Annotated in this window: 13 protein-coding genes and 3 pseudogenes; 9 read left to right on the top strand and 7 right to left on the bottom strand. The window is 63.7% G+C overall.

The genetic code is table 11. The features are described 5' to 3' along the window. Both EU800_RS24880 and EU800_RS24875 read left to right on the top strand, forming a co-directional pair. Positions 1-500 (top strand): IS110 family transposase (locus tag EU800_RS24880; RefSeq protein WP_129636168.1); only part of this gene is annotated, 500 nt, incomplete at its 5' end. 12 nt (positions 501-512) lie between these two features. Further along, the gene (locus EU800_RS24875; RefSeq protein WP_129636167.1) at positions 513-1013 is read left to right on the top strand and encodes a molybdopterin dinucleotide binding domain-containing protein; all 501 of its coding nucleotides are present in this window, start codon (positions 513-515) and stop codon (positions 1011-1013) included. Positions 1014-1136: 123 nt separating this feature from the next. On the opposite strand, the pseudogene EU800_RS27750 reads toward EU800_RS24875, so the two are convergent. The 3 genes and pseudogenes from EU800_RS27750 to EU800_RS24860 form a co-directional block, all read right to left on the bottom strand. Continuing rightward, positions 1137-1363 (bottom strand): annotated as a pseudogene (locus EU800_RS27750) (DDE-type integrase/transposase/recombinase); the annotation flags it as partial. Between the two features lie 210 nt (positions 1364-1573). Further along, positions 1574-2293, bottom strand: coding sequence for a DUF1194 domain-containing protein (locus EU800_RS24865; protein WP_242500823.1), 720 nt, complete (start codon positions 2291-2293; stop codon positions 1574-1576). Between the two features lie 24 nt (positions 2294-2317). Continuing rightward, on the bottom strand, positions 2318-2599 hold the full coding sequence (locus EU800_RS24860) for a recombinase family protein (RefSeq protein ID WP_129636166.1): 282 nt from the start codon (positions 2597-2599) through the stop codon (positions 2318-2320). 130 nt (positions 2600-2729) lie between these two features. Here EU800_RS24860 and EU800_RS24855 point away from each other — a divergent pair, with 130 nt between their 5' ends. From EU800_RS24855 to EU800_RS24840, 4 genes are all read left to right on the top strand, one after another. Further along, entirely contained in the window at positions 2730-3236 is a 507-nt protein-coding gene (locus EU800_RS24855) for a hypothetical protein (protein ID WP_129636165.1), read from the top strand. Next, a complete protein-coding gene (locus EU800_RS24850) occupies positions 3233-4585 on the top strand; it encodes a GAF domain-containing protein (RefSeq protein ID WP_129636164.1) in 1353 nt (450 codons plus the stop codon). Before EU800_RS24855 ends, EU800_RS24850 begins: the two co-directional genes overlap by 4 nt. 207 nt (positions 4586-4792) lie before the next feature. Further along, the gene (locus tag EU800_RS24845) at positions 4793-6151 is read left to right on the top strand and encodes an FAD-binding oxidoreductase (protein ID WP_129636163.1); all 1359 of its coding nucleotides are present in this window, start codon (positions 4793-4795) and stop codon (positions 6149-6151) included. Positions 6152-6197: 46 nt separating this feature from the next. Then, entirely contained in the window at positions 6198-6695 is a 498-nt protein-coding gene (locus EU800_RS24840; protein ID WP_207210005.1) for a cytochrome c, read from the top strand. A gap of 207 nt (positions 6696-6902) precedes the next feature. Here EU800_RS24840 and EU800_RS27745 read toward each other — a convergent pair. Beyond that, positions 6903-7214 (bottom strand): annotated as a pseudogene (locus EU800_RS27745) (recombinase family protein); the annotation flags it as partial. Positions 7215-7288: 74 nt separating this feature from the next. Next, positions 7289-7450 (bottom strand): hypothetical protein, encoded by a 162-nt coding sequence (locus EU800_RS27060; protein ID WP_165354841.1) that lies wholly within the window; start codon positions 7448-7450, stop codon positions 7289-7291. Here EU800_RS27060 and EU800_RS24830 point away from each other — a divergent pair. The 3 genes and pseudogenes from EU800_RS24830 (at position 7449) to EU800_RS24815 (ending at position 9545) form a co-directional block, all read left to right on the top strand. Next, positions 7449-8135, top strand: a complete 687-nt coding sequence (locus EU800_RS24830; RefSeq protein WP_129636161.1) for a phage/plasmid primase, P4 family — start codon at positions 7449-7451, stop codon at positions 8133-8135. The two genes, EU800_RS27060 and EU800_RS24830, sit on opposite strands and share 2 nt — an antisense overlap. Before the next feature lie 211 nt (positions 8136-8346). Next, positions 8347-9165: pseudogene (locus EU800_RS24820) on the top strand (recombinase family protein); the annotation flags it as partial. Next, complete coding sequence (locus tag EU800_RS24815) at positions 9162-9545, top strand: hypothetical protein (RefSeq protein ID WP_129636160.1); 384 nt, start codon at positions 9162-9164, stop codon at positions 9543-9545. The pseudogene EU800_RS24820 and the gene EU800_RS24815, both read left to right, overlap by 4 nt. Positions 9546-9674: 129 nt before the next feature. Here the strand turns inward: EU800_RS24815 and EU800_RS24810 are convergent, their stop codons facing one another. Then, entirely contained in the window at positions 9675-9902 is a 228-nt protein-coding gene (locus EU800_RS24810) for a dodecin (protein ID WP_129636159.1), read from the bottom strand. Between the two features lie 110 nt (positions 9903-10012). Then, positions 10013-10432 carry an OsmC family protein gene (locus EU800_RS24805; RefSeq protein WP_129636158.1) on the bottom strand — a complete coding sequence of 140 codons (420 nt, stop codon included), beginning with the start codon at positions 10430-10432 and terminating at the stop codon, positions 10013-10015. Positions 10433-10995: the final 563 nt, after the last annotated feature.

Here is a 10995-nt window from a genome sequence, read left to right as displayed (position 1 = left end):
TCGCCCGTTCCGCACTTCTGGCATTGGGGGCGCAACTCGAGCACATCGCCGAAGCGATCCGCAACATGGAACGGCAGTTGATGACCTGGCACCGGCAGAACGCCGCAAGCCAGCGGCTCGAGACGATTCCGGGCGTGGGCATCCTCACCGCCACGGCGCTCGCCGCCAGTGTCCCCGATCCTTCCGTCTTCAAGTCCGGCCGGCAGTTTGCAGCCTGGCTCGGGCTGGTGCCACGACAGCACTCGTCAGGTGGAAAGGAGCGGCTGGGAAGGGTCTCCAAGATGGGGAATGGCTATCTGCGCCGGCTGCTGGTCGTCGGCGCGACGTCGGTGACGCGCCGGGCCGAAACCAACCACACACGAACAGGGGCCTGGGTTCGAGCCATGCTGGAACGCAAGCCAACGCGGCTCGTAACCGTGGCAATCGCCAACAAGACCGCACGCACCGCATGGGCGTTGCTTGCCAACGGGGAGACCTACACGGCCCTACCTGTCAGTTGAACGGAAGAAAACATGCATGGCGACAGGGACGTCGCCGCGAAGGCGCTCTTCTGCCTCGGCGGATGGCGCGGGCTCGAGGCGCCCGGAAAGGCGCAGCAGAAGGCCAACTACCGGTTCCTCATCAACAACGGCCGGTCCAACCTCAACTGGCAGAACTGGTTCCTCGACCAGGACAACGACTTCGTGATCGACCGCTTCCCGCTGCCCTTCCTCCAGATCAATCCGGCAGATGCCGGTGAACTGGGGCTGGTGAACGGAGACATGGTCGAGGTCTACAACGACGTCGGCGCCACCCAGGCCATGGTCTACCTGGAGCCGACCGCGCGCCCGAACGAGACATTCATGCTGTTCGGCGCGCCCTCGGGCACCCAGGGCAACGTGATTAACGGCGGTGTCAACGAGTTGATCCTGCCGAACTACAAGCAGACATGGGCGAACATTCGCAAGATCGCGGATGCAAGCCCTGCGACGGCGAAGCTGAGCTTCAAGTCGTGGGAGGTCGAACTCGGATAGGAACGGCCACCCGATGCAGCCGCCGGATGGTTGTTCGTCCGGCGGCAAGCTGCTTTTCTGCATTCGTATCGGAGGTATCTGAACGATGAAAACTGGTCTCTTCAAGGCCAGGACGAGTGCCCCTTATGCCGAGCCGAGTTGACGCCACTCGGCGAGGGCGATGCGCGGTTCATCTTGAAATTGGACCGAAAGGCGAGGCTGCGCTCCGAGTTGAAATGGTCTTGGACCGAGGCGTGGACGGCGGCGAATAACTGTAGACGTCGCATCCGACGGAAGCGATGCATCGACTGCTCTCGTCGTCGGAATGGCAGGTGCGAGTTCTCCACCAGATTGTTCAGCCAGCGACCAGTTGCCCGGGCGGCGATCCGATTTCTCAAGCCACCCTTACCGTGACGAAACATGGGCAAATACACCTTCCAAAAAACTCGCAAACCGAACCGAAACGACCATCATCTGGAGAAAACCCTTTAGACGGGGCGAGCCAGGAAGTGCATCATGCGTTCTACCGAAATGCTCCAGTCCTTGGTTGGGACCTTCGCGAGCCTGCCCCTCCGAACGTCTTAACGCTGCGCGAGTTCCTGCGACGGCATGTCGCCCGATATCTCCAGGATGAGCTTGCGCAGGATGGCGTCGGCCAGGTCCTCTTCGCTGGTCGCCGTGACGACGAAGGCGCCGCGCCCGCCGATGATGCGCTCCTCGTAGATCTGGCCAAGATCGGGAAACCGCGCGGGTGTATCGCAGAAACGGCACAGGATCGGCAGGCCGTTGATAGTGATCCCGGCCGCCACGACCTCGTCCCGCGCGGCCGCAATCGTCGGGCCGGAATAGTTGTTCGGACTGTCGCCGGAGAAATCGATCACCTTGCGCCAGCCGTCGAAGTCGTTTCGCTCGATCATGCGCTTGGCATCAAGCAGGGCGGACCCGATGGCGTTGCGACCATAAGCCTGTCGCGCAGGCAAAACCAGCTTGCTCGCGAAATCCGCAGCACTGTCCGGTCCGTCGATCTTGATCCAGTCGACAACGACCGCCGTGTTCGACGCCCATTCGACATATGTGACCGCAATCGACCGGTAGGCCGTGTCGGAAATGGCCGCCAGCACGGATGGATCGGTCATTGCCTTCGCGTAGCCTTCCCGCTGGAACCTGATCTCGGCCTCGGAGATTGAACCTGATGCGTCGGCGAGCAGGACAAGCTCGAGTTCCACGTCCTGTGCCGGAGCGGCGGTGGCGATCAGGATTGAGAGAAGGAAAGGAAAGCGCATGTGAGTAGGATAGCTCATCTGCGTATCCGTTCCAGCTTTGGCTCAGGCAATTCGCCTCAAGAAGTTCATCACAGTCGACACGTGCCACCGCCCACCTCGCCTCGTCCGCATCCCGCGGGCATTGAGCTCGGCGGCAAATCCCCGAAGCGTGGTGTGGCCCTCGTCTTGCAGCTGCCGCACGACGTGCGCGAGCGCCTTCGCGTGCTCGTCGGAATTGGCTACGACCGGCTCGCGAAGCGCGTCTCCGCCTTTTGCGGCGCGTCGGAGAGCCGCTGCACCGTTGGGGTTACTCAACGTCACCGCCCAACTCTGCTCAAGCTTCATCGCCTTGACTCCACCCGGCGCAGAGCTCACCAAAATTGCGACACCGGGGTCGTGTCCTGGCGAGTTGCCGGGAAAATTTTGGTCACTCTTGCAAGAAAACACTCAACGCCGAACTGGAGAACCCTGCGAATTGGCCCGAAGCAGCGAACTGTCCGACAATGTGCCCGTCGCGATGTCGCCCGACCTGATTGCACTTGCCCAAGGGGGAAGCGGCGTTGCCGTTGCCTCGAGCGATAACCGCGGGGCGCCGATCCTCGGGCTCGCGGTGGGCTGTCGCGTCAAGCCGGACGGAAGCCTGCGCGTCCTTCTCGGCAGGCGCCCGAACGAGGCCCTGATAGCGGCGCTGGAGCGCGACCGCGCTGTGGCTGTCACGGTCACGGCGACGCGCGATCACACGTCCTTTCAGGTCAAGGCATCCCGCGCCCGTCTCTGTGCCGCCTGTTCGGACGATCTTCCTGAGATGGATCGGCAGATATCACTGTTCCGGGACGGTCTGGTGGAGATCGGGTATTCGCCGCGTCAGGCCGCAGGTTATTCCGTCTACGACCCGGATGATCTCGTTGCCGTCGAACTGGTCCCCGAGCGTGTTTTCACCCAGACACCCGGCCCGGGTGCTGGCACGGAACTCCCGCGGTGACGGCGCAGCGGATCGACGGGCTTCGGCGGGCGCTGGAAGGCGTCATGGCCTCAGTTCTCGCGACATGCGACGCCGACGGTGTTCCCAATGTCTCGATGATCAGCCAGGTCCACTATGTCGATCCCGAAAGGGTCGCGCTGTCCTACCAGTTCTTCAACAAGACGCGTAGAAACGTCATGGCGACGCAGCGGGCGGCGGTGCTGGTGACAGACCCGGGAACGCTTTCGCATTACCGGCTCGAGCTTGCCTTCGAGGAGACTCGCACCGGTGGGCCGCTCTTCGAGAGCATGAAGGCGAAGCTTGCCGGAATCGCCTCGCATCATGGCGTCGAGGATGTGTTTCGCCTGCTTGGCGCGGATATCTACCGCGTGCTGTCGATCGATCAGGTGCCTGGCCCGATCCTTCCTCCCGAGACCGACCGGCCCTCGCTGCTGGCCGCAACTCGGCGGACATTCGCGTCGCTCGATGCCTGCGGCGATCTCGATGACCTGCTCGACGGAGTCACGGCATGTCTCGAGCGGGAGTTCGGCATCGCCTGGTCGATGGTGCTCATGGCCGGCACCGAGGATGGGCGCCTCTATACCGTCGCCTCGCGCGGCTATTCCACCACTGGCGTCGGAGCGGAGGTTGCGCCCGGCGAAGGCGTGATCGGCGTCGCGGCGCAAGAAAACACACCAATCCGGATCGGCCACATGACACGGGAATACCGCTACGGTGCGGCGATCAGCGAGATCGCGCGGCGCAGCGGTGTTGTCTGCGACGCCCCGAGGCTGATCCCGTTCCCGGGGCTGGCCGCGCCGCGCAGCCAGATCGCCCTGCCGATCGCGGCGGAAGGTCAGGTGGTTGGCGTTCTCTTCGCCGAATCCGACGAGGTCATGCGCTTTGGCTACGAGGAAGAGGACGCACTCGCCCTGGTCGCAGCTCATCTCGGCGCACGAATGCTGCTGCTACGGAAGGAAGCGGCAGATGAGATTGCCGAAGACCCGGACGCGTCCCCGCCTTCCGGAGATCACGTGACGGTCCGCTTTTTCCGTGCCGACCAGAGCGTCTTTCTCGGAAACGACTATCTCATCAAGGGCGTCGCGGGCGCGATACTCTGGCGACTGCTGAACGAGCACCGCGACAGCGGGCGAACCGAGTTCACGACCCGCGAATTGCGACTCGACCCGTCGCTGAGGCTTCCGCTGCATTCAGAGAACCTCGACGCACGGTTGATCCTTTTGCGCAAGCGTCTCGAAGAGCGGGGAGGCTGCCTGCGGATCGAGAAATCCGGGCGCGGACGTTTCCGGTTGGTGGCGTCCTCCGCCATCACACTGGAGGAGCCGGATCTGCGCGAGGCTGGCAGTTAGCAAAAACTTAGCATTCGTGAGCATTTCGCGAGGGATCACTTAGCATGCGGGTTCCCGGCGGCTGATTTATCGGTTCGTGCCAGGAGACGGCCGGCGCGTGACACCGAAACATCCGCCGGCAAGCTCTTTCGATTGATCAACCTGCGGTGAGCCGCCGGCACAGCCGCCCGATGGCGGCCCGGCGCTATCAAACAAGAGATTGCGACTATGACATACGAAACTCTGAAAGCCCGCATTCGCGGGACCGTCATCACCATGTTCGACACCAGCTACGCCGAGGCGGCCGATGCGCTGGTCTGGAATGGCCGCAAGCCGGAACGCCAGGCCACCGTGATCGTCCGAGCGGCAAGCACGGAGGACGTGCAGGAGGCTGTGCGCTTCGCGGCGGAACAAGGTCTCAGCGTCTCTGCCCGCGGCGGCGGCCATCAGTTCACCGGCATCGCGGCGCGGGCCGGCATGGTGATCGATCTCGGCGCGCTCGACCTCCTGCGGATCGACGTTGCCGGGCGTTCCGCCACGGTTGGTCCTGCGGTGACCAACACGCGCCTTTCGGCCGCGCTCGACCGACACGGACTGGCCTTTCCGGTTGGTCATTGCGGCGACGTGACGGTCAGCGGTTACCTTCTTGGCGGTGGTGTTGGTTGGAACTCGGGGGAATGGGGCATTGCCTGTTTCTCGGTCCTCGCCGTCGATGTCGTGATGGCCGATGGAAGGATGCTGACGGCCACAGCTGAGGAACATTCCGACATCTTCTGGGCTGCCCGTGGCGCAGGGCCGGAGTTCTTTGGGATCGTCGTGGCCTACCGCGTCCGCCTCTACGAGGCGCCCCGCGCACTGACCTCGGTCGTCCGGGTCTATCCCGCGTCCGCTGCGGAGGCTGTCGCCGACTGGGCCGAACGTGCCGTTTCACGTGCGCCGGCTACGGTGGAGTTCACGGCCAAGATCGCCTGCACACCGGACGGACCGATCATCGCGGCCATTGCGAACGTCTTCGCGGCAGGCGAGGCCGAAGCGCTGGCAATTTGCTCCGAGTTCGGTCGCGATGCGCCCGATGGGGCGGTCGAGATCGCGGGTCCGATGCCAACTCCCCTGGCTGCGCTTTACGAGATGACGGGCGCCTCCACGCCGAAGGGCAGCCGATACGGTGTCGACAGCGTCTGGTCTGACGGAAGCTTCGCCGAAGCGCTGACCGCTATCCTGCACGGGATGGGGGCCGCCCCGTCACCACAGTCTTTCGGCCTTGTCGCCCTGCGATCGAATGCCCGTGCGGTTCCGACGGACGCGGCTTTTTCCCGCGTCGGCCGGGTCTTTTCGACGCTCTACGGAATCTGGACCGATGCGTCCGAGGACAGTGCGAACCTTGGCTGGCTGCATAACACCGTCGAAAGCTGTCGCAGTTTCGCGACCGGCAGCTATGTCGGCGAGTCCGATCTCGATCGGCCGACCGCACCGCTTCCGACTCTTTCCGCCGAGGCAGGCCAGAGGCTGCGCGCGCTGCGTGCAGAACACGACCCAAACGGACGCTTCGACGTTCGTGCGAAATCCGGCAGCAAGACTGCGGCCTGATTGCGTCCGTCGCGTTTAGCAGAACCATTTTCTCAGGAGACCAATGATGATGTCCCGTCCTGCCTTTCTCTTCGCCTCCCTTGTCCTCGTCACCGCCGGCATTCGTGCCGACGCCGATCCCGATCCGGTCGAACGAGGTGCCTATCTCGCCCGGATCATGGATTGCGCGGGCTGCCACATGCCGCGCGGAGCCGACGGCGTTCCCATTCTCGAAGCGGGTCTATCGGGCGGCAATGTCGGCTTCGAGATCCCGGGGCTCGGAGTTTTCTGGGCGCCCAACCTGACTCCAGCCGACACCGGGCTTGGGTCGTGGACCGAGACCGAGATTGCGGATGCCATCCGCCAGGGCATCCGCCCGGATGGTCGTATCCTCGCGCCGGCCATGCCCTGGCCGTCCTTCGCGGCCTTGAGCGACGAGGATGTCGAGGCGCTTGCTGCCTATCTTCAATCCCTTCCGCCGGTGGACGCGCCGCGCCTTGATCCTGTCGAGCAGGCCGACGCCGCCAGGGCACCGTTCTATCGGGTCATGCTTCCTACGAACTGACGCTCGACCTCGCGGCCGCCGGTTGCGCCGTGTCCCGTCCGGCGGCTGCCACCTCGAACTCAATGGAGACGACGATGTTCTGGAAACGTGATTGCAATCCCGACCGGCGTTACCGCAGAGAATTTCGCCGCGCGACCACTGACATGAGCGCACATCTTCTGCGTGACATCGGATTCGAGCCGTGGCCTCCGGCATGTCGGCAGCGATGAACCGGACGCCGCTGTCGCGCAGGGTGAGCAGGAAGGTGGCGTTGCGGCTGAGCCGGTCGAGTTTTGCAATGACCAAGGTCGCGCCGGTGAGCTTTGCCAGGGTGAGCGCCTTCTCCAGTTCCGGCCGGTCGTTCCGCCGCCCGCTCTCGACCTCGGTGAACCGCCCTGCCAGGTCGGCGCCGCGTTCGGCAACGAGGTTATCGATGGCCTTTCGCTGTGCCTCGAGCCCCAGGCCGGATCTGCCCTGCCGGGCCGTCGAGACCCGCTCGTAGGCGACAAGCTGCAGGGATGGGGCAGCGTCTCTTACCATGTACAGAACTGCGTAACGTTGGTTGCGCAGGTCTGTACGATACGGCGGCGCATTAGTGTAGTCGGTCTTCGGGATCAGAGCCGGCCGTCGATGGCGATGATGCCGGGGGCGTCTTCCTCGACGACATTGCCCTTCTGGTCCCGCATGGTTCCGTCCGGTTCCTGATAGACGATCCGGATCTCCATCGGCTCGTTCGGGACATCCGGCACAGTGCCTGCCACCCAGGAAACCTTCATGGCTTCTCGGACGGACCGGCACCTGTCGGAACTTGCCGGCCTCCGTGCCGCCCGGCTTGTTACTGTCGGCGAAACCGAAGCTGGCCGCGCCTGGGCCGAGAGCCGCATCAAGCAGATCACCGGCGGCGAGAAGATCCGGGCCAACTTCATGCGCCAGGACTTCTTCGAGTTCACGCCGCAGTTCAAGTTGCTCGTCGCCGGCAACCACCTTCCCACGCTCTCCGGCGTCGGCGAAGCGATGCGTCGACGCCTCCATCTCGTCCCGTTTACCGTGACCATCCCGCCGGAGAGGCGTGACCGTCACCTGCTCGAGAGGCTTCTCGAGGAGTCGGACGGCATCCTGGGCTGGATGCTCGAGGGCTGTGCTGAATGGCAGCGCATCGGTCTCTCGCCACCCGAATCCGTCCAGGCGGCGGCACACACCTACTTCGAAGACGAGGATCTGGTCGGCCAGTGGATCGAAGAGTGCTGCGCAATCGGGGAGGAACACCGCAGTTCCGCCAGGGCTCTGTTCGAAAACTGGTCAGGATGGGCAAACGCAACGGGGATCGAGCCCGGGTCGCAGAAAACGCTCGGGTCCACCTTGCGCAGCCGGGGTTTCAAGGTCTGCAAGGTCAATGGGGCTCGCGGCTGGCTCGGGATCGTTCCTCGCCGTGCGTCGGCCAGGATGGAGGCCGCGGAATGAACCCCCTGAACCCGAACCTCATGTCGCCGATGGAGCGGCGCGCCGCCCTTTGCGCGATCCTCGCCCTCGGCCTCATCCGCCTTCGCAAGCGGGATAGCGGGCAACTCAATGAAGGAAATGGAGAATTTCTGCTACACAACTCGCCCGACCAGAGCGGTCATGCAACCACCGAGAAACGGAGAACGCCACGACCGACACCATCCCCGCGCGCCTGGGGGGCGTGCCGCCTTACGGCTACCGGGTCGAGAACCGCAAGCTGCTGGTGGATGAAGAACGCGCCGAGCACGTCCGCTGGATCTTCGCTCGCTTTCTCGAGATCGGCTCGGGCACCGAACTGGCGCGCGAGGTCGAGATACGCGGCATCCTCACGCCGAAAGGCAACCGGAGCGACAAGAAGTATCTCTACCGGATGCTGAACAACCGCGCCTATATCGGCGAGGCGGTCCACAAGGGCGACAGCTATCCCGGCGAGCACAAGGCCATCATCGATCGCGAGACATGGGACCGCGTTCACGCCATCCTGAAGGAAAGCCCCCGCAAGCGCGCCGCGCGCACCCGCGCCGAGACGCCGGCTCTGCTGAAGGGGCTGCTCCACGGCCCGGACGGCGCCGCTTTCTCACCGCCCCACACCCGCAAGGGCGGCAGGCTCTACCGCTACAATGTCAGCCAGACGGTGCTGAAGCACGGCGCGGGGGCTTGTCCGGTGGGCCGTGTCCCTGCTTGCAAGATCGAGGCCGCCATCATCGACCAGCTCCGCGCCGTGTTCCGCCAGCCGGAGATCGTCGCCGGCACTTGGAAAGCGGCAAGGGCGCAGGATGGCGAGATCGACGAGGCCGACGCCCGCGCCGCCCTGCAGCAACTCGATCCGCTCTGGGAGGAACTCTTTCCCGCCGAGCAGGCACGGATTGTCGCCCTGCTGGTCGAGCGGATCGACATCGGTACCGAGGGTCTGAACATTCAGCTCCGCGTGGACGGCCTCTCAGGTCTCGCGCGCGAGATGCTGGCCTGCAAACTGGGCGCCGCCGCATGAATGGCGGGGCGCCGATCCCCGAGACGGTGACGCTCCGCGTCCCGTTCTGTGTCGTGAAGCGCGGCGGCCGGAAGGAGATGCATCTGCCCGAAGGCGCCAGGCAACCGCGCAGGACCGACAGCGCTCTGACCAAGGCGCTGGCCCGCGCCTTCCGGTGGAAACGGATGCTGGAATTTGGCGAGTACGTCACCATCGCCGAGCTGGCCGAACGAGAGGGGATCGCGCCGTCCTACATGACACGCGTCCTGCGCCTGACGCTGCTCGCGCCCAACATTGTCGAAGCGATCTTGAACGGGAAGCAGGGGCCGGAGGTGACGCTGGCCCGGTTGCTCGAGCCGTTTCCCGAAGAGTGGCAGAAGCAGGCTGATCAGTACCGTTAAGGCCTGGATACCCGCTCGAGATGTAAGGCTTCCGCGAGGGTGCGCGTCTTTCCATCAACCGCTATCGGGTCGAGGGGCCAGTTGCGGTTGTCCTCCAGCACTTGTGCGGACTTCGAGCCTGCCTGTGCACTAATCAGACGGCGCGGATTTCTGGTCGAGCCGGAAGCCGAGCTTCACCCCCACCTGAAAATGGCCCATCGTACCGTCCGGTTGGATGTGACCACGAATATCAGTGACCTCGAACCACTCAAGAATCCGCAACGTCTTTTGCGCTGCAGCAACTGCCCGGCGGATCGCGTCATCGATCGACTCGCCCGACGAGCCGTAGATCTCGGTCACTGGGTAGACGTTGTCCATGGTTTCCTCCCTGGTTCGGTCTGCCATGCGACTTGGCACGGCACCCGATAGAGAGCGCAGTCTAGCAGCCGCAGCGTCGTCCCCCAATCGAAACTGGCAGGATCGGAGGGCTAGTCCGTCTCGATGACCTCGAAATCGTGGGTGATTGTCGCCGTCTTCGCCAGCATAGCCGAGGCCGAGCAATACTTCTCTACGGACAAATCGATCGCTCGCTCGACCTTGGCGCGGGAAAGCCCGCTGCCTCTCACAATGAAATGCAAGTGGATGCGAATGAAGACCCTAGGATCTTCGGTCGCGCGCTCGGCGTCGGCCTCGACAACGCAGTCCTCCACGGGTTCCCGACCCTTTTCAAGGATGTGCACGATATCCCAAGCCGAGCAACCAGCCGTTCCCATCAGCACAAGCTCCATTGGACTCGGACCCGGAGTCCTGCCATCGGGCCCATGGGATGTGCCAAGCACAAGCTTGTGACCGCTCCCAGATTCACCGACAAAAGTACGTTCCTCGACCCATTTCACACGCGCTTTCATCTGAGTTCCCCCAACACCACGACTCGCGGCTCATGCTGTGAGCTATTGCCTGTCGCCGCAACCGGTTCGAAACGAAGCACCTGCATTTCGTGCATCCTGCCAGAATTGCCGCCCCCACAGGACATCCTGAGCGCGATGCTGCACGGGTCATAGGCTGGAAGTGATTCCGGCGGTGCGGCTGGGGTCACTACCATCGTCCTGGGACTTTCGGGCATACCTCCAAGACCGTGCGTATGAAGACCGGACGTTTCGCGCACCCCGAAGCATTGGACGGCTTCGGGCTCCAGAGCCGCCGCCTACGCTCATCGCTGCAATCGGCACGAAGGGCGGACTTCGGACTTTCGCTGCTATCAATGCCGACGTCTGAATTGCGCAACTCAACGCAACTCTCCCTGATGTCGCAGGAAAACCCAGCCTGGCTCTTCCATGTTCATTCTGACCTGAGACCCGGCTTCCCTCCAGCCTTTGGGAGAATCCGTCGGTTGATTTCTGGCCTCATGCGGCCTTGGTTTCCAGTCTCGATTTCATTGCGAAATCCCGCGGCGTGAGATTGCCGAGGGATG

It is taken from the genome of Tropicimonas sp. IMCC6043 (assembly GCF_004146235.1).
Classification (GTDB): domain Bacteria; phylum Pseudomonadota; class Alphaproteobacteria; order Rhodobacterales; family Rhodobacteraceae; genus Tropicimonas.
The sequence above is the reverse complement of the archived record's forward strand: the minus strand, read 5'-3'. Positions and strand labels throughout refer to the sequence as shown.